The sequence below is a fragment of the candidate division WOR-3 bacterium genome, assembly GCA_039801365.1.
Lineage (GTDB): Bacteria > Hydrothermota > Tepidihabitantia > Tepidihabitantales > Tepidihabitantaceae > JBDRUN01.
On the sequence record JBDRUN010000002.1, the window covers coordinates 50420 to 74590 of the forward strand.

Annotated in this window: 16 protein-coding genes; 10 read left to right on the forward strand and 6 right to left on the reverse strand. The window is 58.1% G+C overall.

Annotated elements, in window-relative coordinates:
- Positions 1-691 precede the first annotated feature (691 nt).
- Positions 692-1162 (forward strand): hypothetical protein, encoded by a 471-nt coding sequence (locus tag ABIL25_00795; protein ID MEO0080817.1) that lies wholly within the window; start codon positions 692-694, stop codon positions 1160-1162.
- Between the two features lie 675 nt (positions 1163-1837).
- On the opposite strand, the gene ABIL25_00800 is transcribed toward ABIL25_00795, so the two are convergent.
- On the reverse strand, positions 1838-2815 hold the full coding sequence (locus ABIL25_00800; protein MEO0080818.1) for a hypothetical protein: 978 nt from the start codon (positions 2813-2815) through the stop codon (positions 1838-1840).
- A gap of 578 nt (positions 2816-3393) precedes the next feature.
- Between ABIL25_00800 and ABIL25_00805 the strand changes: the two genes are divergently transcribed.
- The 5 genes from ABIL25_00805 to dnaA all read left to right on the forward strand — a co-directional run bounded on the left by ABIL25_00805 (position 3394) and on the right by dnaA (position 13186).
- A complete protein-coding gene (locus ABIL25_00805; GenBank protein ID MEO0080819.1) occupies positions 3394-5004 on the forward strand; it encodes a M28 family peptidase in 1611 nt (536 codons plus the stop codon).
- A gap of 29 nt (positions 5005-5033) precedes the next feature.
- A complete protein-coding gene (locus ABIL25_00810) occupies positions 5034-7283 on the forward strand; it encodes a CehA/McbA family metallohydrolase (GenBank protein ID MEO0080820.1) in 2250 nt (749 codons plus the stop codon).
- 498 nt (positions 7284-7781) lie between these two features.
- Complete coding sequence (locus tag ABIL25_00815; protein ID MEO0080821.1) at positions 7782-8993, forward strand: hypothetical protein; 1212 nt, start codon at positions 7782-7784, stop codon at positions 8991-8993.
- 55 nt (positions 8994-9048) lie between these two features.
- The gene (gene hypF / locus ABIL25_00820; protein ID MEO0080822.1) at positions 9049-11439 is read left to right on the forward strand and encodes a carbamoyltransferase HypF; all 2391 of its coding nucleotides are present in this window, start codon (positions 9049-9051) and stop codon (positions 11437-11439) included.
- Between the two features lie 319 nt (positions 11440-11758).
- The gene (gene dnaA, locus ABIL25_00825) at positions 11759-13186 is read left to right on the forward strand and encodes a chromosomal replication initiator protein DnaA (GenBank protein MEO0080823.1); all 1428 of its coding nucleotides are present in this window, start codon (positions 11759-11761) and stop codon (positions 13184-13186) included.
- 602 nt (positions 13187-13788) lie between these two features.
- On the opposite strand, the gene ABIL25_00830 is transcribed toward dnaA, so the two are convergent.
- Complete coding sequence (locus ABIL25_00830) at positions 13789-13971, reverse strand: hypothetical protein (protein MEO0080824.1); 183 nt, start codon at positions 13969-13971, stop codon at positions 13789-13791.
- Between ABIL25_00830 and fsa the strand changes: the two genes are divergently transcribed.
- The 3 genes from fsa to ABIL25_00845 are packed head-to-tail and all read left to right on the forward strand — an operon-like array spanning position 13958 to position 17898.
- Positions 13958-14608, forward strand: coding sequence for a fructose-6-phosphate aldolase (gene fsa, locus ABIL25_00835; GenBank protein ID MEO0080825.1), 651 nt, complete (start codon positions 13958-13960; stop codon positions 14606-14608). The genes ABIL25_00830 and fsa overlap by 14 nt on opposite strands.
- A gap of 15 nt (positions 14609-14623) precedes the next feature.
- A complete protein-coding gene (locus ABIL25_00840; protein MEO0080826.1) occupies positions 14624-16738 on the forward strand; it encodes a transketolase in 2115 nt (704 codons plus the stop codon).
- Positions 16735-17898 carry a pyridoxal phosphate-dependent aminotransferase gene (locus tag ABIL25_00845; protein ID MEO0080827.1) on the forward strand — a complete coding sequence of 388 codons (1164 nt, stop codon included), beginning with the start codon at positions 16735-16737 and terminating at the stop codon, positions 17896-17898. Before ABIL25_00840 ends, ABIL25_00845 begins: the two co-directional genes overlap by 4 nt.
- 51 nt (positions 17899-17949) lie before the next feature.
- Here the strand turns inward: ABIL25_00845 and hisC are convergent, their stop codons facing one another.
- Genes hisC through ABIL25_00860 form a run of 3 tightly spaced genes read right to left on the reverse strand, consistent with a single transcriptional unit; the run spans position 17950 to position 21342 of the window.
- Positions 17950-19083, reverse strand: a complete 1134-nt coding sequence (gene hisC, locus ABIL25_00850; protein MEO0080828.1) for a histidinol-phosphate transaminase — start codon at positions 19081-19083, stop codon at positions 17950-17952.
- Between the two features lie 25 nt (positions 19084-19108).
- On the reverse strand, positions 19109-20218 hold the full coding sequence (locus ABIL25_00855) for a lysylphosphatidylglycerol synthase transmembrane domain-containing protein (GenBank protein ID MEO0080829.1): 1110 nt from the start codon (positions 20216-20218) through the stop codon (positions 19109-19111).
- A complete protein-coding gene (locus ABIL25_00860) occupies positions 20206-21342 on the reverse strand; it encodes a glycosyltransferase family 2 protein (protein ID MEO0080830.1) in 1137 nt (378 codons plus the stop codon). Before ABIL25_00860 ends, ABIL25_00855 begins: the two co-directional genes overlap by 13 nt.
- Before the next feature lie 295 nt (positions 21343-21637).
- On the opposite strand from ABIL25_00860, the gene ABIL25_00865 reads away from it, so the two are divergent.
- Complete coding sequence (locus tag ABIL25_00865; GenBank protein MEO0080831.1) at positions 21638-23668, forward strand: Na/Pi symporter; 2031 nt, start codon at positions 21638-21640, stop codon at positions 23666-23668.
- 119 nt (positions 23669-23787) lie between these two features.
- On the opposite strand, the gene ABIL25_00870 is transcribed toward ABIL25_00865, so the two are convergent.
- Complete coding sequence (locus tag ABIL25_00870) at positions 23788-24153, reverse strand: hypothetical protein (protein ID MEO0080832.1); 366 nt, start codon at positions 24151-24153, stop codon at positions 23788-23790.
- Positions 24154-24171 lie beyond the last annotated feature (18 nt).

Below are 24171 nucleotides of genomic sequence, written 5' to 3' on the forward strand. Positions count from 1 at the left end.
GACGAGGCGCGCAGTCGAATCGGCTGCGAGCAGCTAGTTCGTTCGCGTCAGACAATCACGGCTAGGGTGGAGTCGTTCAGAGAGAAGACCGACAGCGTTTGGAAGGAGTTCAACTATGGATAGTAGAGTGTAGATACGTTGCTAGTTGGTCGGCAGGCCTACCACGCAAGCGCCGGTCGAACTTCTACTGGCAGCCCGCGACCGGATACCACCCACGGCAGTCATCCCACAAGAACGGCCGTTCGATGGAGCCTTTGTCTGAGGCGCACAGTGGCCAGACGGAGTTGTGGAGCGAGGCGACGCCGGGCAGGGAGGTGCCGTCCGACGCCTTGGGGCGGCTCCCCAAGGCACAGCTGAGAAGGCGACCCGCGTGACCTTCGGGCTGTATGAAGACCAGAAGAGGACGGTGGCCGAGGCCATCGAGATTGCCAAGGAGAAAGGGCACACGTCTGTCGATTCCCACGCTCTGTCGCTGATTGCGCTTGACTATATGGCCAACCACCTGACCCGCGAGACATCACGAAGGACGTTGTTGGCTACTTCAGGCGGGTCGAGAAGCTCTGCGGGTTTCAGTTTCTGGCGGTCAACCCGAGCACGAATGAGATTGTCTACGAGTCGGAGGGACTCAGAGGGCCTGAGAAGACGCCGGACACCGGGGAGACCTTTAAGTCGACCGGTCTGAGCAGTTCTGATGGATAGGCACGAATCATCCCGGCATGAGCAGTTCGTTCGGGCGTGGGCCGCATACCTTGATGGCTTCATATTCGACCTATGGCTAACGCTGACATTCGCCAGACCACTCAGTCACGCGGAAGCCGAGGCAGCTTGGATTGAACTCAATCATCTTCTAAGACGTGAGCTTGGTCATCGAGTCGAGTGGTTTCTGGTCTCGGAGTTGCAGCCGAACCGGGGTGTAGTTTACTTCCACTCCCTGATGGGCCACTGCCAGTATCACGATGGCAGCAAGTTGCTACCGTCAGTTGTCAAGGCGTGGTGGGAGAGCCGCTACGGCAGAGCCAACATCGACGTCTACGACCCGGAGCGCGGCACACGATACTACCTCGCCCAGAAGCTCGCGTGGGACGACGAGCACCGAGTCTCTGACGTGCTCTCGTCCCGAGGTTTCCGCAAGCTGGCGCTTGCACATGGGAAGGACTCCTAAGCAGCTACCGCTGATGTATTACCTCTGAGGCATTACCTTTGAGGCATAACCTTCTCAACACGACCCGCAGGTAGAGGCTTGGCGGGCCGGTCGACGTTCGTGAATAGATGGGTATGCAGTGCAACCCTTGTAGGATACTGCTGCCAAAACGCAAGGAGACCGCACATCACGAGGACCATAGACGTAAGGACCTCGCTCAACACCTGCTGCCTCAAGAAAGGGAAGACCCGGCTAGGACCGGAACGCCCCAGACAGCAGTTGGTCACACGGGTGCGGTTCAACACGTTGCCGAGGAGGACGTCGGATATTCCCGTGGATAATAGTGTCCCACCGCAATTGAACCGGGACATGCCCTCGGTCTGACAACCAAAGTCTCAGGACGACGTGTGGTGGCAGATGTGGACCTGCCGTGAGCACGGCCTGCCGGGCGCGGCGTCATCCTACCTCCATACCCTAGCTAGCGTGAAAGCAAAAGCTGCGCCCCCATAGAGACCGTAGAGCAAGGGGATGACCCCGAGCATCTCAATGAGAACGGCGACCCACCGCTTCGTGTGCTTCAGCGACAAGGCCTAGACGCCGAGCGCGATGAACAGGACGCTCCAGCCAACCGCAGCAACGGCTGGGAGCCAAGACATCTACGTGAGACGTAGCCGCTACGGACGATGTGCTGCGCCCCTACTTGGCTCTAATCGTGTCAACAGCACTCAGACTTTCGCAGAGGAAAGACTTGACGAATAGCAGTTGTCTCTCCTTTGAGCGCGAGAGAAAGTGTGTATCCTCTCCCTCCAAGTCCGCACTGATAGTCCACCGAATGCGTCGTCTCGCCCCTCGGCCTATCTCCCTGACATCGCCGCGACCCAAGGTTCTGGTGGTCTGTTCGTCGAGTTTGACTCTATCTGTGGTTTCAAACACCAATGTCGACGGCTTGTCCCAATACACGCCTAGCCAGAACTGTTTGTTATGCAGCCACCAGCCAGCGTGTTGCTGGCCAACGGTCGGCTCGGGGTCAGCATTTAGCTCACGGGCGGCCTCCCCCAGCATCGTGTGCAGATACCACAGCGCATTCACACCTTGCCTGAGTTCCCAGCCTACTCTCTCCTCTCTAAGAGAACCCAAGAACTGCTTCATCAAGAAGTCGGATGACGGCTTCCGAAGCGAGAGCTGTTCAAGCACGGCGGCAGGGTCAGCCCACGCCAGCCAAGCGTCCGGCTTGTGATGCAACGATTCCTTGTCGCCGCTCTTCGTGAGCAGCGTCAGCAATTTGGTCGCGGACCCACTCCGGTCTAGCAATTCCCGGTAGCGCCGCAGTTGGTCTTTATCCACAATCCACGAAACCTTGACCTCGACGAGAACAAGCGCATCGGGACACCTAATGGCAATGTCAGGCGTTCCTTCTTCCTTCGAGACTTGCGTGGTAACACCCATCCAGGGGACTTGGGCGTCGTCTAGCGACACGACGCCGTCAGTGAGAGCCCTAATGACGCGCCGTGCGGAGTCGTGCTCATACCTAAGCAAGTGGCGGAGAACAAACGCGAAGTCATCAGACACGAGGTTTTCGTCCTGACGCCACGCCCACCGGTGCAAGCAGGTGAGGACATTGTCTGGTGTGCCCACTGGCTCGTCTGCCTCTGGGTCGGCCGGCTTCTCGACCATCTGCCAGTCAAACGACGCTTGATGGGTGGGTGTCTTCATCGCTTTGCCACGGTCAACAAGCTAACACCTCCGGCTCTTGGTGCTTCCTGAACGGCACCGGCTTCAGGAAGTTCCTGGTCGTTGAACGGTCAGTCGGGTCCACGGATTCTTGATTGACTTGACAGTCGATGGCCGGGCTTCAGCCTCCGGGCCGAAGAGGTCGCTGCACATGAGTGACCGCGAGGGACCACACGCAACCCCGGTGCTACTGCGAGGCGCTCTCGTCTCACAGCGACGCATAGTCGTGGGCAACACCAACGAGGCAAGGCGAATGCCACCCTAACTCGCTTCTCCCCTAGTCCCGACATTGGAATCCTATTGTGGGCGAAAAGAAGCGGCTGCTTCTCTTCAGTCACCTGCGTCTAGTGGATATGCACAAACATCCCCCACAAGGCGAAGAGAGGAGCAGCCTTCTTTGTTGTAGTTCTATATCGGCGCTAGGGGGACGTGTATACAGGTTTGACACGCCTTTGTTGTGCCCTATCATAGTTCTATGGTCGAAAGTCTCTTGCCTAGATGAAGAAGATAAGGAGTAACCGATGCGGACAGCTTTTTTTATAGCTATTTTCCTGAGTCTCGCCTGGGCCGGGCCGAACTATCTTACCAAGGTGGACCTTCTTGAGGGCCAAGGCGGACGGGACATCGCCAATGCTGGTCTGTCGGTTGTGAAAGAACTCGATGGCTGCTGCCTCGTGGTTGCCACACGCGAGGAGCTCAGCCGAAGCACCTTCACTTATCAGATACTGGCCGAGCAAGCCTGTGACAAGATGTTTGTCTTCGTGACGCCCACCCGCGGAGCCGACTTGCCCGAACTCTCGAACGCCGGCCGCGTGCTCATGCACCACCCTTCCGGTGTCCTGCTCGAGACCGACGAAATGCAGGCGCTCGAACTGGAGCGGCACCGGGTTCACTACTCGTGGGTCGGAACCGAGCCGTGGGTTTACCGAGAGGATGAACCACCGCCTGTACCGCAGGCGGTGCCGGACAGCCTCGTCTGGGAGCTTGTAAACCGCGTGAACGACGACTCGATGCTCGCGCATATCCGGCGTCTGCAGAACTTTCGCACTCGCTACTCAACCCGCGACTCATGCCGACGCGCAGTTGAGTGGGTGCAGGCCAAGTTTGTGGCCTACAACTGCGACTCGACCGCACTCGAAACCTGGCGGTCCGGCTACGCGCCCAATGTTATTGGCGCCAAGTTCGGCCGCACGAACCGCCGGCCGATCTACGTCATCTGTGCGCACGTTGACGCCACAGTCCAGACTGGTCAGTACGATTTCTGCCCGGGCTCTGATGATAACGGTTCGGGAACAGCCGCGGTTGTCGAAGCCGCCCGGGTATTCGCCGACGTCGAGTTCGCAAATACCGTGTACTTCATCGGGTTCACCGGCGAAGAACAAGGACTCTGGGGCTCAGACAGCTTCTGCTCCCGCGCGTACCGTCGTGGCGACTCAATCAAGGCCGCGCTGAACTTCGACATGATTTCCTATGGCCGCCAGGGTCGGGATTCGCTCGAGGTGCTGGGCAAGACGTCGAACCCGGCCTGCGCATGGCTGGTTGATGCCTACATCGCGAACGGCGACACTTTTGCCGGCCTCAGAACTCACCGGGTGCTCGAAAGCAACCCTTCAGCCAACTCCGACCACTACTCGTTCCTGAAACGCGGCTACCCGGCGCTGATGGGTATCGAATGCGACTTCACGCCTGCATACCACACCACCGGCGACACCATCGGTCCGCTGTACTACCGGTACTGTGGCACGAACAACTGGCCTCTGGCCGCACGAACAACCCGTGCCGCAGTCGCGACAATCGCAAAGCTCGCCGGCGCCTACATACCGACCAGCGTAGCGGAGCCGGGGCGGACCCGACCGGTACGTGTGACCGGTTTGGTTCCAAGCATCGGTGCCGGCCCGTTCACGTTGCAGCTCTCGAATCAACCAGCAGATAAGCATGCGGCAGTGTCCGTATTCGACGCTGCCGGCCGGTGCGTACGGGCACTCCTGGTATCCAGCACCGAGCGTGGTGCGCCAAACGCAATCTGGGACGGCCGTGACGCCACTGGTGCCAAAGTTCCGGCCGGAGTGTATCTCCTCAGACTGGCTGATGGAAAACAGGCCTCGACCGCCCGGTGTGTTTTGGTTGAGTAGAGCCTCGCCTATCTCTAGCTAGTCTTCGCTTGACGGTCGTACGCGGTGTAGTTACGCTCTTGTGCCTAGCGATACGGGTTATGAAAGACACTATGCCACGTCTGCCGATTCTTGTTATACTTGCCCTGTCTGGCCTCGCTTTCGCGCTTTCGCCGCTCGAGCGCGATTGTGTGCTTTACGATGGCTCGGTCCGGACAACTGATGGCGTGGCCCGGTTGAACGTGCAGGTTCCAGCCGGACGTCAGCTAGTTGGTTTCTTTCTAGGAATCGAGGGCATCGAACAATTTACAATATCGCTCAACGGTACGATCTTGAGAACGGTCATGCCCGGACCAACCCCCCGTACCATCATCCGCACCTTGGATTTGAGTGACTTCGCATCCCTACTGAAGCCCGGGGTCAACCAGTTGGATATCTTTCCAGCTGATGGCGGCAGCGAATTTAGGCTACGCACCTGGGTCAGCGACCGGGCCTGGTACGTCTCATCGTTCCATGCGCACACGACCTACTCAGACGGCGTTCTGTCAGTGCACGACCTGCTTCAGGCAGCGCTGGCCGACGGTGGCCGGGCATACGCCGTGACTGACCATGAAACCCTCGGCCAGTGCTACGATACCGCCTTCCACGACGTCGGCAATATGACTGTCATCCGCGGGTACGAGTGGACAACTGATTCAGGTCATGCCTGCTTGGTCGGTATCCAGGGAGCGAATACACTTCCCCACGGTTCGATCCACGACATGATTGACGAAGCTACTTGGCGCGGCGCAATGATACAGGTAAATCACCCTACTGATCCGACAATGGAGTGGCTGCGCCGGCCGGCCCTTGACCCTGGGCTGGACTGGCTTGAGGTTTTCAACTCACTCACTTACTTCCCACCTTGCGCTTTGCGCCGGGAATCAGAGGCTGCTCCGCTTCTAGTCGGGGCTTCCGGGGTTGCCCCGGATTCCGGGCGTCGGAGGTCAGGGGGGCTAGACTCGGATGCACAGGCGGTCGCTTGGTGGCAGGAACTACTGTCGGGAGGTGCAACCATTGCCGCTGCAGGCTGCTCGGACTACCACGGCATTTATCCGGGCGAAGCACCACTCAAGTCGTGCTCATTTGTATGGGCGCCATCCAATCATCCTGACACCATTCTCAAATATACCAAACTCGGTACGGTAATGGTCTTTGACACTCCGGACAACTCCCGGCTCTGGCTTTACGCCGACACGAACAACAATGGTTCCTGGGACATTGTCATGGGCGAACACGTCCGGGTGAGCACGGGTTCGAAGACAGTCCGGTTCCGGCTTGAGGTCGAGGATGCGGACTGGACTGACGTGGTCTATGTATTCGACAAGTCTGGCGAGATATACTCCAAGACGCTCTGGACCGGCGGTGACTTTGAATACGAATGGTCTCGTACTTTCTCGTCTGCTGACCGGAACTTCTTCCGGGTCGAGTTGTGCGCTGAGCTTGGGGCTGATTACGAGGGCGTAACCAACCCGATCTACGTCAACCACCGCGACTACGAACTTGGCCCAACCGAGCTTCTGACCGCCGCGGTTTCCTGGCCGGACACGCTCTACGTCGGTCGGGCCGACACCCTGCATTTCCTAATTCGTAATACCGCCGGCTACAGCCCCTACCGAACCGGGCTCGCCGTGGCTCTTGACACAGGCCTCTTCGATGTGGTGCACTGGCAGACGTCAGGTCCAGGTGTCGGCCGCGTAGTGGAGCGTTCGAGTCAAGGCCACCGAATAATCGAGTGGCAGGCGGGCTACGAGTGGCAGAACCGGCTGCCAGTCGGAACCAACTTTCAGTACTGGCTCCTGGTCAGACCCAAGGCTGCCGGAAGCAACCCGGTGCTGTTCCGCTCCTGGGCCGACGACCGGTTGTTCATCGTGGATGAGGACCCTGGCAGAGGGTTCCTCGGACCAGAGGCCAAGTACTGGTACCGCCGGTCAGTCCCGGTCGGTCAGCTTGTTGGCACTGCCGAGCCGGTGATGGCAAGACTGGTATCAGATTGGTCGGTCAGTCCCAACCCCGCACCGGACTTCATCGCTTTACAAATTAACTATTCGCCTGATGACCCTCTGCAAAGCGCCGTGCTTTACGACCTCACCGGACGTGCGCTCGGCGAACTGCCGATTCCCAGACTCGCTCCTGGACCAAACAATATCAAGTGGCAGCTCGGCAATGTCGCGGGCACGGGTCTTGCCGAGGGCATATATTTCCTGCGGGTATCCACGCACCTCCGGCAGCGGACCGAGCGCATCGTGCTCGCTCGTTAACCCAAACCCGCCATGAAACAGCCAAAAATGGAACAACAGACTTAAGGGTACCCGCTAGCCGACCCAGCGCCGGGAGTTGGATAGCCTGAGGCGTATAACGCTTGGATTCGCGTGGCTCGTGGATTTCGCGGCCCACTCCGGTTCGGGGGTAGTCAGCTATTGACAAACCCGGGACGACCGTTAGCATAACTTTGGTGTCCGCACGCGGACGAGACGGCGCAGAGCGCCGGGCGCCAAATGCCCGGAATCCGGGGCAACCCCGGAAGCCCCGACTAGAAGCGGAACAGTCCCTGATTCCCGAAGCAAAGCGCCGGGCGTCGGACGTCATAAGCTTCGAGGATGTCTAAATGGTCCGGTTTGAGCGGCGGTTTTTCCCGCCTCGCCGATATCAATTTCCGCTGCGCTGGGTCTTCTACGTCCTTGCGGGCGGACTCGCCGGGTTGATGCTCTGGATCGCGAGACAACTACCGCATATGATTGCTGGCTAAAGGAGAATGCATGACAAAGCTCCATTTCAACTATAAAGACGTTTTCCGCAGCCTCAGGCTCGGGTTCTCGGCTAAGAAGATATGGATGATGTTCATTGGACTGCTGGTAGGATTTGCTGGTTATGGTTTACTCACCTATCTGGCCTACCTGGCTGCCGGCTGCGACTTGGTGACGGTTTGGGAAGCGTACCGCCTTCTACCATTCCCTGAACCCTTCTTTGCGACCTTCCCATGGTACTCCTGGACCCTGTACGGCATCGGCGTCCTACTCTTCATCGCGAGCGTGCTCCTGAGCGGAACTGCGGTGTCTAAAGTTACGTTCGAACAGCTTCGGGGGGATGAATTCTATGAATCCCGCGAGGCGTTTCGGTTCGCATTCCGGCAATGGTCCTCGGTGCTTGGCAGTCCCGCGCTCGTTCTCGCGTTCATTCTCATTATCGCCGTGTTCGGCCTCATCCTGAGCGCGCTTGGCGCCATCCCGTATTTCGGCGAGATGTTCGTTGCTCTCTTGGCCGTCCCCGCTCTTGCCGCTTCCTTCTTCATCCTCTATCTGGGTATCGTACTGGCCTTTGGCCTACTTATCGGCCCCTCAATCGTCGGCGCCACCAAGAATGATACCTTCGATACCATCTTTGAAGTGTTCTCCTGCGCCAACGAGCAGCCCGCTCGACTATGCCTGTATCTCGGCACCGCGGCCGGACTTGCGAAAGTCGGCACGCTCGCATTCGGCGTAGCAACCAGCTTGGCTGTCCGTATCGGACATTTCATACTCGCACTTTTCATGGGCGGCAAACTCAGCGAGGCAATGTCAAATGCCGCTTACTACTTCAAGGTGGCGCTGCCGAGCTGGACACCTGGTGCTGTTCGATCTGCTTTCGAGTCCTTCGCCAACATCATCGGTGTTCCCCAGTTGTACCTCCCCGGCGAGTACGTCTCGGTCAACTGGGCCGGTGACGTCGCCGCACTCCTTATTGGCGTTGCCCTGTACTGTGTTGCCGTAACCGTACTCGCTTACGGCTGTTCGGTTTGGTACAGCGCCAACACGCTCACTTACGTAGTTCTTGCAAGAAAGAAAGATGAGAAGAACCTGCTCGAGTCGCCGGAGGAAGAAGAACTCATCGAGCCCGCAAACAGGACGGGCGCGCCCCACCACACAAACTCCGCAGCCAAAGCAACCGAAACTCCGCACCCAGACAGCACAGGGGACAAAGGGCCGGAATAAAGCCCAGCACCCTGGGCGCACCTGAGCACGTCTGCAAGTAAGTGACGTATTTACAATGTGTTATACCAAACAAGCTCCTTCTTGCCGGATTCTAATCAACGGCCGTGTCCAAGGTCTTGGCTTCCGTCCTTACGTCTATCGCCTTGCTGTTTCTATGGGCATTACGGGCACGGTCTCGAACACCGACCGTGGCGTGCAGATCCTCGCACAAGGTAAGAGGGTCGCAGAGTTCGTCGAAAGGCTAAAACAAAACCCGCCCCGTCTTGCACTCGTTGCCGAGTTCTCTGTCCGCCGCATTTGGGCACCCAAATTCCCCGATTTCTCGATTAGACCTAGCACCGGCCAGCGACCAACGGGGATTGACGTACTGCCTGACTTGGCCACCTGTCCCGACTGCGCAGATGAAATCCTCGATCCCAAGAACCGCAGGTTCTCATACGCATTCACAAACTGTACCCAGTGTGGACCACGCTACACAATTATCGAATCGCTGCCATACGACCGCACCAATACCACCATGCGCTCGTTCCGCATGTGTCCAGACTGCAACCGCGAATACCAATCTCCTGCTGACCGCAGATTCCATGCTCAACCAAATGCGTGCCCGATATGCGGCCCGCAGCTTCGTCTGTTGCACCCAGACGGTAAACCTTACAACAATACGCAAGACCCGCTAACCGCAACCGCGCGTGCAATCGCGCTCGGCAAGGTCGTCGCAATCAAGAGCTTAGGAGGGTTCCAGCTCGCATGCGACGCGGAAAACACACGAGCCGTTCGGTTACTACGAAAACGTAAGGCGCGGCCAGCAAAACCGTTCGCCGTGATGTGCGAAGACCTTGCTGTTGCGCGGCTTGTCTGCCGCGTTAACCCAACTGAGGCGAAACTACTTACCTCTCCCGCTGCACCCATTGTCCTGTTAGCGAAGTCGCGCCGAGCAGGCAGGGCAAAAATTTCCCCCTCAATCGCACCCGGCAATAGCCGGCTTGGCATTATGCTCGCCTGTACGCCACTGCATATACTCCTGTTTCGCGCCCTACGAAAGGTCCGCAGGAAACCAGTCATTCTCGTAATGACCAGCGCTAACCCGAAGGGTTCGCCCATAGCCTCAACTGAGCAAGAATTGGTTGCAGACCTTGGCGACGTTGTGGACCTTATTCTAACCCACGACCGGCCGATTGCGAACCGCTGCGATGATTCGGTGGTAATGACTGGTACCCACATGGAGGCCGGGCACACCGATTCAGTTCTGCCGGTCCGGCTCGCACGCGGCTACGTGCCACTGACCGTGGAACTCAGTCCGATGTTTCACGTGAAACATCCAACCCTCGCTGTTGGTGCGGACTCAAAGAACGCGTTCTGCCTGGCGTCGGGCAACCGCGCATATGTTAGCCAACATATCGGCGATATGGGCTCGGAAGGTACCGAGCGCTTCTTTCTCGAGGCGCTTGACCGGCTTATGAAATTGACGGGCATAAAGCCGGCGTTCGTTGTCTGCGACCTGCATCCGGACTATTTTTCAACTCGCCTCGCGCAGCGGCTATCGGCAAAATGGGGGGCCAAGCTCATTCGTGTCCAGCACCACTATGCCCATATTCTTTCGGTTGCCGCCGAATACGGGCTGCATAGCCGGACGCTTGGAATCGCCCTGGACGGAACTGGTTACGGAACCGACGGCGCGGTCTGGGGCTGCGAGATTATTCTCGTCGAACCCGACCTTGCTTGGCGCAGGGTTGGACACTTATCGTACATGAACCTCCCTTTATCAGGAGAGCTCGTACCTGACCCCACCAAAATTGCTCGCGCGTACCGAGTTCAGATAGGGCAGGGCCATAGGCCATTGCCCGGCCAGTTCGTGCCGTGCTCATCGATTGGTCGGCTGTTTGACGCCGTCGCAGCCATCACGGGTATCTGCCGACACGCCAGCTTCGAGGGCCAGGCCGCAATAGCGCTCGAAGCCGCCGCAGCAGCAACGTTAGCAAACACACATGACCACCCGCTCTGGTATAACGACTTGCGTACGGAGTTTCGGTCAAGTTGGTCCCAGCCAGGCCCTCGAGCTCCCGACACCTGCCTGCCAACGTCTGGCGCTCGCCTAGGACCGCCCAACATCCCGCTCACCATTGACGCAAGGGCGCTCCTCCGGCGCGTCCTTGAAGACATCAGAATCGGACTGCCACCAGATGCTGTTGCGGCCCGCTTTCACTGCCGGGTGAACCATGCGCTGACAGCCGCAGCAACGAGATTGGCTCGTGCTTTTCACGTACGCACCGTCATCCTGAGCGGCGGTGCCCTGCAAAACAGCGTGTTGCGGGCACAGCTGCGTCGCGGGTTTGCCCGTGCCAAACTGCGGATACTGTTCAATCGGCTCGTGCCGGCGAATGACGGCGGCATCTGCCTGGGCCAGGTTGCTGCTGCCCACACAGGCGCAACCCGGCCGAAAGACTAGCCGCCGGAACACACAATTTTCACAAACTTGCGCACCGTGCAGTGTCGCTCGATGATGCGCACTATACGCTACGGGCCAACAGCGAGTTGGTACACGAGTAACTTCTAATGCCGCCGTCTCCGTAACCACATGGCGCAATATCTGACCGGCATTGCAGCCGCCCACATGTCCTTTTTCTCTTGACACGCTACTCCGCCTGTCTATTATGCCCCAGGCAACCACAACTAGGAATTCTGTGGATAAAGTACGGCCAACGGCCTAACTTATTTGTTAGTCGTAAGTTGCCTGTCTTAGTAATGTGGATAAATCTGTGGATACTGTGAGCAAAGATCTGGTTTCGTCGGGGTCTTCTCGACTCGCGGGCCAAGGACTGCCTGCCCAAGGCACCGGTTCAAACGCCGCCGCTGAAACGTGGGCTCAGGCACTCGACTGTCTCAAGCTGCGGGTGAGCCGGGAGGCGTTTGACACCTGGCTAGCCCCAACCAGAGGAGTTGAACTCAACCAGGATTCAATTACGGTTGAGGTGCCCAATTCGTTCTTTGCCGAATGGATCGGCCAGCACTACTCTGCCGAGATAGCGACAGCGCTCCGCGCCGTAGCCCGTAACCGCCTTGCGGTCTCATACCGCGCCAGGGATGTAGCGGATGCGGCCCGGCTCAGAGTGCGGTCATATTCCTCAGCTTCCGGTTCCTCCAGGTCCGGCCACGACCCCCGCAACCCGAAGCCCGAGAACGGTCGCTTGCAAGCGCGCTACACCTTTGCTAACTTCGTAGTCGGCGAGTCCAGCCGGCTCGCATACGCCGCGGCTAGAAACGTGGCTGAAAGGCCGGGCTCCGCATACAACCCCCTATTCCTCTACGGAGGTGCGGGCTTAGGCAAGACACACCTGCTCCAAGCAATTGGCAACCATGCGATTCAGACGCACCGCAACCTTAAAGTCTACTACGCCGCGGCCGAGACACTGTTTCTTGAGCTCATCCACGCAATCCAGAAAGGCACGCGCCTTGAGTTCAAGAGCAAGTATCGGAGTTTAGACCTGCTCCTGCTTGACGACATACACTACCTTGTCGGCAAAGAAAGGCTTCAGGAAGAGATCTTCCACATGTTCAATCACCTGCACGACGCCGGCAGCCAAGTTGCATTTACGAGCGACAGGCCTCCAAGGGATATTCCGACCTTGCAGGAAAGGCTTGCCTCACGGCTCGGTTCCGGGCTTGTAGTGGACATCCAGCCCCCTGACCTTGAGACTAGAATTGCAATCCTCCAGCAGAAGGCTGCTCAACAGGAGCGCGAGCTGCCGCACGAAGTTGCTCACTACGTAGCAGCACGGGTTAGGACCAGCGTCCGTGACCTCGAGGGTTGCCTGACGCGGATTCTTGCGATGGCATCACTCAGCGCCAGTCCGGTAACATTAGCCCTCGCCGAGGCAGCGCTCAGGGACCTCGTTGCCCAACAGCAGCCGATAACTCAAGATGCCATCGTGGAAGCTGTGGCTAGCACCTACGGTGTTAGTGTCGCAGACATCAAGGGGCGCAGCCGTACTAAACAACTCGCATTGGCCCGGCAGGTTACGATGTATCTTCTCCGTGCTAATACTACGCTGTCGCTTAAGGAAATCGGCCGCTGTCTTGGCAACAAAGATCACACTACGGTCATGCATGCTATCGATAAAGTCGAGCAGTTGAGGGCGTTGGATCCAGCCTTTGCCCATCAGCTAGATCAGCTTACCTCTAGAATAGCTCGATGACAGTGGATAACACAGTGGCACAAGTGGCGATTACGTTCTCTGGTGTACTGCTCCATCAAACTATCCACTCTTTATCCCCATCTACTTGGAGCCTCACGTATACAGCATTACCCAGTATCCACACCCTTCAACAGCATCAACAGCAGCACATTGCTAAATTACTGTTTCTGTTCTCAGGCAGAACGCGCCTGATGTTCAGAACCGAGCGCTTCCAGTTTAGAAGCATAGCCCGCACTGTAGGAATCGCACCGCACGGAATAATCGGTGGACGCCCTTGACAGCACACCAAGCTGGGCAAACGGATACAGACTAAGGCGTTGTAAGCGAATACCCTTTATAACAAGTTATACGCGTCATCTTTTTTGCTGCGAACGGAGGTTCCCAAAGATACAAGGGTAAGGGAGAGCGATGGTAGAAAAGGCGTAAGGGCGTGTCCCTACACTAGTGGCGGGACCGCTTAGGAATAATCAACGCAGCTGTTGTGAGAGCGACCGGATACAGGCAAGGAAGCGAAGCTGGAATCGGCCCAGCCCACTTGAGGGACTTCATCGTCGCAGTCGCTATTGGCGACAAGAAAAGGCCGTATCCGCTTGGCGCAGACATCACGAAGCACTTGCATTCGGTACACGTGCGGCTATACTGCCTCCACAGTAAAGGCAGACCCCAGCAGCCGATGGTCCGAAGCAGTATGCACCAAGCAATTCCCGGCCGACACCCGACGGCAGAGCAGCTAACGAACCCCGGACACGGGGATTATCAAAGGAGGATGGTATGAAAATCTTCATAGATTCGGCCGACATAAATGAAATCAAGGAGGTGGCAAGTTGGGGAATCTTGCAGGGATGTACAACTAATCCTTCGCTGATCCAGAAGACGGGGCGCCCACTTAAGGAATGCGTGAAGGATATTCTGAGGGTGGTCGAAGGCCCAGTTTCAGTCGAAGTGGTCTCCCAAGACGCCGCCGGGATGGTTATAGAAGGCGAGGAGTGGGCCAAGCTCGATCCGAGAAAAGTTGCCATCAAGATACCTATGTGCATGGAGGGACTGAAAGCAATCAGGGGTTTGGCTCAGAGAGAAATAATGACGAACTGCACCTTGGTATTCTCCGTCAATCAAGCGCTACTCGCTGCCCGGGCCGGAGCAACATTCATCTCACCCTTTGTCGGCCGGCTGGATGACATCTCCCACGATGGCATATCGCTAGTTGGGGACATTGTGGAGCTTGTTGATTCCTACAGCCTCAACTGTGAGATTATTGCCGCAAGCGTCCGCCACCCGCTCCACGTCGTCGAAGCTGCTCGACAGGGCGCCCACATCGCCACGGTGCCCTACAGTGTGCTGGTCCAGATGATCAAGCACCCGTTGACCGATGCTGGCATCAAGAAGTTCTATGAGGACTATCAGAAGATACCTAAGCAATGAGCAGGGGGTGAACCGATGCCTATAGTTGATTCCAAGACCGGTCAAGTGAGAAAGGAATACTCTCCGGCGTCGCTCGTACAGGCCGCAAACCTCATGCGCGGGTACAGCCTTGTTGCTCTGTGTGCAGCCGGTTCCGGCCACGCCGGAGGCACGTTGTCAATTATGGACATCACTGCGGCGCTATATCTGCACGTCGCTCGCCATGACCCGGAACGGCCGGACTGGGAAGACCGAGACCGAATTATCTGGTCCACCGGCCACAAGGCACCCGCTCTTTACCTGGGACTTGGCATGGCAGGGTACTTCCCGGTAGAAGATGTTGTTCGGCTGAGGAAACTGTACTCGCCGTACCAAGGTCACCCGCACCGGCTAAAGCTGCCCGGGGTCGAGATCTCTTCTGGCTCCTTGGGGCAGGGCCTGTCGGTGGCGGTCGGCATTGCCTACGCCCTGAAGTACTTGGACCACCGTGACTGCCGGGTTTACTGTCTGACCGGCGACGGTGAGCACCAGGAGGGGCAAATCTGGGAAGCGGCAATGGAGGCGGGGAATTTCAGGTTGGATAATTTGTGCTGCATCTTGGACAAAAACCGGCTCCAGATAGACGGCTGGGTCAAGGACGTACAGAATATTGAGCCGATAGCCGAAAAGTACCGGTCTTTCGGCTGGAACACCGTCGAGATTGACGGGCACAACATGCACCAGATACTTGCAGCCTTCGATCGGGCCGCCAAGGTCAAGGATAAGCCGACCGTCATCATTGCGAACACGACCAAGGGTAAAGGCGTGTCCTTCATGGAAAACGTCGCAGGCTGGCACGGCAAGGCGCCCAATCACGAGCAGATGGTTCAGGGTCTGAAGGAGCTCAATTTGGAGTTTCGTCTGGACTACAAGAAACTGCTTGGAGCAGCAGAAACCTATCAGGCCGAGGCGACGAAGATACTGACCGCCAAGGTGCCGAAGTTCTCCCGTGACTACTTCTGGAACCGGCAGGAAGACATGAAGGTCGAGATGAAGGCCACCCGGCTTGGGTTCGGCGCAGCGCTTGAGAAGTGCGGCTCAGACCGCCGGGTTGTTGCAATCGGCGCGGACATTTCGGGCTCGATTGCAATCTCACGCTTCTTTGAGTGTGACGAGAGCAGGTGCGACCGGTGGATTTCGGTTGGTATCGCCGAGCAGTCCGGAACGAATGTTGCCGCCGGTTTGGCTAAGGAAGGCAAACTCCCGGTGTTTGGGACCTACGGCGTTTTTGCAGCGGGCAGAAACTTGGACCAGCTCCGTACCACTGTGTGCTACGGCAACTTCAATGTGTTCATCGCCGGCGCCCACGGCGGGGTATCGGTCGGCCCGGACGGAGCGACCCATCAGGCACTTGAAGACCTTTTTCAGATCTGTGGCCTGCCGAACATGCATGTGTCGGTGCCGTGTGATGCGGTTGAGACCCAGCGGGCTGCCGAATATCTGCTTCTGGAGGTCAAGGGGCCGAAATACCTCCGGTTTGCCCGCGAGGCAACACCGGTGGTTACGAGCCCGGAGACACCGTTTGTCTGGGGTGTGCCAAACGTGTACCGATTCCGGGCTGAGAAACCGCGATTCGCCGATGCGTTCGACGTGACCCTGGCCGACAGGTACAAGGATGAGCACGAGGACCTGACAGTTGTGGCTTGCGGCCCGATGGTGCCTGAGGCAATGCGCGCTGCCTGGATTCTAAAGCAGGAGTACGGACTCGAGACTAGGGTTTTGAACGTTCACACCCTGAAGCCGTTGGACCCGGCTCCGCTTGTGCGGGCTGCGCTTGAGACCGGCGTTGTTGTTACTGCGGAGGAGCACCAAGTGGGTGGTCTGGCGAACCTGGTGGCTCGGGCGTTACTCACTGCACCCGAGCTATACGGTAAGCCGCTCGCGTTCGGGTGTGTCGGGGTCCATGACCGGTTTGGCGAGTCAGGTCAACCGTGGGAGCTGATGTGGGAATTCGAGGTCTCGGCGGAACATATCGCGGCCAAGGCACGGGAGCTGTGCGAACTTGCTGGGACAGCTAAACCGGCGAGAAAACCGGTTACAAAGAAACCAGCCGCAGGCAGGGCTCCGACCAGGGGGAAGGTGAAGAAAGGGTCGTCCGGAGGAGCAAAATGAAACGCCTCGCCGAACGGATGAATCGCCTCGGGACCGAGACCGCATTCGACTGCCTGTGCCGGGCCAAAGCACTTGAGTGCAGGATGGACGTTGTCCACCTAGAAATCGGCGAGCCTGACTTCGGCACACCACGCCATATTGTTGAGTCCGCAAAACGTGCATTGGACGAGGGCTGGACCCATTATGGTCCGTCCGCGGGCCTGCCGGAACTGCGCGAGGCGATTGCCCGCTATGCCGGCAAACTGCGCGGGGTCAAGTTTGACCCTGACCAAGTGGTGGTTACACCGGGGGCCAAGCCGGTGATGGCATTCGCCATCATGGCCCTAGTTGAGGAATCGGACGAAGTCATTTATCCCAACCCGGGATTTCCGATATACGAGTCAATGATTCAGTACATGGGTGGCCGCGCTGTGCCGATAAGGCTGCGTGAAGAGCGAGACTTCCGACTCGACGCCGAGGAACTCGCTGCACTTGTGAATCACCGCACCAAGCTCATTATTCTGAATTCTCCACAGAACCCAACCGGTGGAGTGCTTACGGCCGAGGACCTGCGTCTTATCGCTGACACTGCGCTAGAACACGACTGCTGGGTGCTATCCGATGAAATCTACTCCGAGATACTCTACGAGGGCGAGTTTGCGAGCATCAGCCGTTTTCCGGAAATCCATCGCCACCTCATCATTCTCGACGGCTTCTCCAAGACATTTGCGATGACCGGCTGGCGGGTCGGCTACGGCATCATGCCGCGCGAAATGGCCGAGAAGCTGGCCCGGATTCAGACCAATACCAACTCCTGCACCGCCAGCTTCTCCCAAAGGGCCTGTATAGACGCTCTGACCGGTCCCCGGGACGAGGTTGATGCGATGATTTCGGAGTTCAGGCGCCGGCGGGACGTTATCGTTGACGGCCTGAACCGCCTGCCGGGATTTCGGTGCAAGAAGCCGCTGGGGGCATTCTACGCGTTCCCGAACATTGAGGGCACAGGAGTAGATTGCGAGGTCCTTGCCAGCCGCTTGCTTGAGGAAAAGGGCGTTGCGTGCCTGGCCGGCACCTGCTTCGGCAAGTTCGGAGATGGATTCCTGCGGTTTTCGTACGCAAACTCGATTGAGAATATCCAAAAGGCGCTCGTAAGGATCGAAGAACTCCTTACGGGCAGGTGAAATAGCGACCGCGACCTGAACTCCGAGCCAGGCCGGGTTCGGTGCCGTGCGTCAGGACCTAGGTTGGAATGACGTCTGCGGCGTCTCCTGTAGTTCCTTAAGGACTCGGCCGAGAGCGGCGATGAACCGCCGGTTCTGTTCCATCGTGCCGACCGTCACCCGCAGCGCATTGGGGAATCCGTACTCTTTGACCATGCGGGTAATCACGCCGAGCCGTAGGAGTTTCTCGTAGACTACCTGTGAGTCGAGCGCGAAGTTCATGAAAACAAAGTTGGTGTAGCTGGGAATATGAAAGACGTTGAGCCGGGTAAGTTCCCGGTAGAGATACTTCTTGCCCTCCTCGTTGTAACGGCGGCTGCGGTTGACGTGCCGTTCGTCGTCAAGTGCGGCCAGCGCCGCGGCCTGGGCGGCCCGGTTCACGTTGAACGGTAACCGGACTTTGGCCAAGTTACCGACGATTTCCGGGTTGGCAATGCCGTATCCGATCCTGAGTCCAGCCAGACCGTGTGCTTTTGAAAAAGTGCGCAGGGCGAGTACGTTCCGGCCCTGTTTGACGTAGTCAACCGCGTTCGGGTATTTGCGCGTTGCAATGTAGTCCGCGTAGGCATTGTCCACAATCGTCAGCACCGTATTCGGCAGCTTCTCGATGAACCGGCCCAGTTTGTCCTTGGTGACTATCGTACCTAGCGGATTCATCGGGTTGTCCAGATATAGGATTTTCGTCTTCTCGGTAATGTTTTCGAGGATGCGGTCAAGGTCGTGGACATAGTCTTTGGTGGGTACCTCGACCAGCCGGGCGTTCATTATTCTGGCACTGATTTTCGCCATGATGAACGACCCAGCTGACATGACGACTTCGTCACCCGGCTCAAGGTACGCCAGACAGGCAGCGCTAATCAGTTCGACTGAGCCGTTGCCGACCATAACCGAATCAATTGGCACCTTATGCAGCTTTGCCAGTCGTTCACGCAGAAGGTAACAGGTATCTTCGGGATAGTAGTACTGTTCGTGCAGGGTTCGGCGCAGGGCGGCAAGCGCCTTGGGTGACGGACCAAGCGAGTTCTCGTTTGAGGCAAGCTTATCAATCGGCCCGCGTAGCCCCAGCTCGCGTGCAACCTGCTCAACCGGCTTGCCCGGTTTGTACGGCTGAATTGATTCGATGTTCGGTCTAGGTCTGGGAAACATTACTATCCTCCGGGTAATATGGCTTTCATGCGGTACCTGACGGCCGTCGCATGAACGCAAACAGTAGCCCTCCCACTAGTGCAAATACTAGGTCCAGCGCCAGAAAGACTACCGCAATCGCGAAAGCGCGAGAGTCGGTCAATGCGCCAGATACCCAGCTCTGGGTGAATAGCGCGACAAAAGATGCTTCTCTGACACCCAGGCCACCAATGGAGGGCACGTTCACAACGATGTTCAGGAGCGGTATGAAGATCAAATAGTAAACTAGGGGCACAGCGGCGCCGACCGCCTGGGCCGAGTGGTACCAGGAAAAAGAAAGGCAGGTCTGCACACCGATTCCCAGAGTGAAGCTGACGCCAAGCGGCCCATAGTGATTCCGAAACTGCTTCACGGCGCTGTAGGCGCGGTCCAGAAGCGTACCAACGCCGGCAAACCGGACTCGACCGAGCGAGAGTGATACCAGCCGGTGTGCACGGTCATTGAAGAGCATTAAGGTCATGGCAACAAGCAGCACGAGGATTAGCAGCAAGAGGGCAAACATCAGATCCCCGCGCAGACTCGCGGTAACTGCTCCGAGGTGATTCTTGCGCAGCGCGAGGTTTTGGCCCCAGAGCCCCTGTGTTGCGAACAGGACAAGAGCGCTTGCTACCGCGAGGAAGGAGAGGCTTACAAATCCGATGAGCCGGTCAAGAAACGTCGCCGAGAAAGCGTCGACCCCCCGACCCTTTGGTGCGGTATAGGCGATGCGCATCACGTCACCACCAATAGACGTCGGTAGCAGCTTGCAGAAGAAAAGCCCGAGCACGAAGACGCGTGTCAGATACCAGGTCGAGAAACGCAGCCCGCGTGCAGTAAGCAGCACCTGCCAGCGCCATGCTGATACAAGGACGAAAAGTCCGTACCACAGCGTTGCGAGCAACAACGGCACCGGCTGCAAGTGCCGGATGTAGCCTACTGCCTGGGGCAGCCGGTCGCGAAAGAGAAATACAAGTGCGGCCAGAAGACCGACCGATACTGCAACACGGATTAGCGACTTCAGACCTTTCTTGGCTGGAGACGGTTTCAGGACGCTGGTCTCGGTGTGCGGTCCGGCAGGCTCGGAGGATGCCGGTGCGGCCCTGGTTACCTTGTGCATTGTGCATCGTTAGAGGCCTTGTCCCAGGAACTTGTATCCGTCCCCGGTCCGGTTCCGGTCGCAGGCTTCGGGTGTGACCCGGAATCCTGAGGTCGGGGACCGTGAATTCGCGTCCGGTCATTCGCAGTTCGCCGCGCCTGCTCGATTCGCTCGAGCCGATCGCTGATAGTGGCGAGCGACTCACCCAGAAACCCGGCGGCGAACAAGACAAGCCCAGTCAGTACCAGAAGCAACACGAGGTAGAGCAGGGGCCTGAATCCGTGTCCACATAGCCGGAGTATGACAGCGACGATGCCAACTACCAGGCCTGAGAACAAAGCACCGGTGCCGAGCACGCCGAAGTAGAGCATCGGCTTGCGCATGAACGTTAGTTGAAAACCGACTGCGACTAGGTCGAACAGCCCGATAAGAATTCGGCCTGCGCCCGAATACTTTGGCACGCCGAAGTGACGCGGCCGGAGCAACACCGGGATTTCAGCCACGGCAAACCCGCGGGATGCAGCTAGGGGTACGATATAGCGGTGCCAGTCCCGCCGCAGGTGGATTTCCTCCAGCACCTCGCGCCGGAAAGTCTTGAGTGCATTAATATCCCTGACCTTGAGTCCGAATACCAGCCGTGCAAGCCAGTTATAGACCGAGGATACGAAGCGCTTCTCGTACCGCCCCCGTTTCTGGCCGGTCACGATGTCGAAACCTTCTCTGACCTTTGCCACCTGCCGGACAACGTCTTCAGGGTCAAACTGCAGGTCGGCGTCCATTATTGAGATTATTTCTCCTCGGCAGGCAGCAAACCCGGTGAGTATTGCCGCGGTCTTGCCCAGGTTGCGCGGATGCCGGAGCACAGTAAGGAACGGATAACGTTCAACAGCGGCAATTGCCGCCTCGTAGGTACCGTCAGTTGAGCCGTCGTCAACAAGGACAACCTCGTAATCCGGGCCGCACTTTGCCGCAACTTCGGCAAGCAGCGGTTCGATCGAAGCGACTTCGTTGTATGCCGGGACAATGATTGAAACGGCCGGGCCTGGTCGTGCGTCACCTGGCGGCTGTGACTCGGAATCTGGTTCCTGTACCGCAGGCGCCGACTCAGGCCGCGCCGCTCTATAGGGGCTGTCGCCAAACCCCATACGTCTCAGGAATATACCAGAATTCCGACACTTGTCAACCCCAGGGCGACTATGTTCACAGGGCTGGTCGACGACAAAACAAGAAGACCGGTAACATAACATATTGAAATACTGCGACATAAAAGGACATTCGCGCTGGCCGTGAATCTGGCCACACCTGTTCCGATTCGGCTCGTGTCGGAACTAAGGTCTGTGTATTCAAGGTGTTAGCCTGCGGTTGTCCATTCGGTTGCCGTGCCGGCCTTGGCTTTGTGGTCTTGACATCCAGCTTTCGTCGGAGTAGGGTTTGGGCGCAATGTTTCGGTTTGCCATATTGCTTCTTGTGGCTGGCCTGGTGCGTGCTGGACCGGTCTTGTCGCTGGCCCGGTTTGGAGGTGAGGATGTGTCAGGTTCGGGCCAGGCTGGCGAGGCCGGACTTGAGCTAAGCCGGCCGCTTGCGGTCCAGATAACAAGTTCTGGCCGGCCAGTTCCTGGTGTGTCGGTACGATTTGAAGTTCTTTCCGAGCCGGCTGAGAATCGTTCGCCGGCACAACGCGCGGCCTTGGGCGATACTCTGGTCCGGACCGACGAACATGGTGTTGCCCGGGTCCGGCTGCGGCTCGGCGCAAACCCGGGCGAGTACCGCGTTCTTGCACGGACAGAAAACCAGGAGCTTGTGCTCGCCGCAACTGCGCTGCGCCGCGGCTGGTATTTCGTCTCGATTATTGAACTTGCGGGCGGGCTTGCCCTCTTTCTGTTCGGGCTTTATTACGGGTCCAAGGGTCTGCGCCGTCTTGCCGGTGACCGGCTGCGCCAGGCCGTTTTTTCGCTTACCGCCAATCGCTGGCTTGGTGCGCTGGTCGGCGTGGTCATCACCGCGGTGTTTCAGTCCTCCAGCGCGACGACCGTGCTTCTCATCGGACTTGCCTCAGCCGGCATTCTCGGGCTCGGTCAGTCGCTTGCGGTCGTGCTCGGCGCCGACATCGGTACGACCATTACGGTTCAGATTCTTGCGTTCCGGTTCTTCGATTATGCGCTCGTCGTCGCCGTCATCGGATTTATTCTGATGAACTCGCATCGCCGGCTGAAGAACCTTGGCCAGGCGATATTTGGCTTTGGACTCGTTTTCTTCTCGCTCAAGATCGTCTTTGCCGCGGTCGAGCCAGTGCGCGCAGTGCCGGAAATCGCACTCAGCATCGTCCGGCTTGGCCATGTCCCCTGGCTTGGGCTTCTGGTCGCAGTTGTTCTTACGGCACTCGTGCGCTCCTCGGCCGCAACGATTGGCATCGTCGTCGGGCTTGCCTTCACCGGCCTTGTTGACATCGCGACCGCGATTCCGTTCATCCTCGGCGCAAACATTGGGTCAAGCTTTGCGGCGCTCATTGCGGCGTGGCGCGGCCCGGTCGAAGCGCGGCGGATTGCGGTCGGCCATCTCTTGTTCAAGGTAATCATTGTTGCCATCTGTCTGCCGTTTCTACCATGGCTTACTCGGCTGGTCCTACTGACTGCCCGCGACACGGCCCGTCAGGTTGCCAACGCCCACACGCTGATAAACCTTTTCGCACTGATTGTATTCCTGCCCCTGCTCGGCCCCTACCAGCGGCTGCTCCAGTTGCTCGTGCCGGAGTCGGGCCGGAGAAAGTTCGGGCCGCGCTACCTAGACCCGGGCGCGCTTGAAGCACCCGAACTTGCGATTGCCCAGGCTACCCGTGAGGTCCTGCGCATGGCTGACCGTGTGGTGCTGATGTACAACCGCTCAATCGAAGTATTTCTCAATCGTGACAAGGAAGGCCGGCGGGAGCTCGTGGCGCTTGACGACCAGGTTGACCGGCTGGAAGAGGGACTCATCGGATTTCTCGCCCGGATCTCACAGGAAGAGCTCTCCGACCGGCTCTCGCACAAAACCGTTGCGCTGTTCCATATCACCGATGAACTTGAACACATCGCCGACATTGTGTCAAAGAGCCTGATGGCCCATGCGGCCAAGCGTATTGAGCATGGTCTTGCCTTTTCCGAAGAAGGCCTGGACGAAATCCGGTCATTCCACGCTGAGGTCGGCGAGAACGTCCGAGCCGCGGTCGCCTGCGTTGCCACCTGGGACGCAGGAATTGCCCGCCGGCTTGTTGCGGCCAAGGACCGAGGGGTAGAGCGCAAGCGCGACCTGCACAACCGTCATCTTGAACGTGTGCGCCGGGGCCAGAAAGAATCGCTTGACACCTCGACCGTGCACCTCGACTTCATCTCCGACCTTGAACGCATCAATTACCACTGCTCTCAGGTTGGCGCTGCGGTGCTTGGTTTTGTCGGCCGAACCAGGCTTGGTGTTTTGGGCCAGACTGGGAGCTAGCCCTGAATTCAATGCCGGCAGATGGCGGTGATGTCAATCGCGGCAGACCTGTTCGCCAGTAATGGCCCGGCAGGCCGAAGACAGCCTGCCGGGCTTTGATCCGACGTCGGCAACCTCAACTATGGGGTCGGGGCGCCGATGTCGAAGACCTGGGTCCGGATGGTCTCGAGAACCGACTGGGACAGGCCGCGCGCAACCCACTTGCCAATCAGGATTGCGGCCTCGGCCGCCAGCGACTCACCAGAGACGTTCATCCGCTTCAGGCGCCACAGTTCGCGGCCAAAACTGAGGTAGAAGGGATACTCGATGATCGAGACACCCTCCTGGTCCAACACCTGCTTCACCTCAAGCTCCATGGCCGCAAGCAGCGGGAACACGAAAGTGACACTTTCGAGCATACCGGGCCTGAGGTCATCGAGCGTGGCCTTGATACGCTCGGTGTTATACTTCGCATTCCACTTGGCGATTCTCTTTACTGGATCCATTTTGGACTCCTTTCGCCC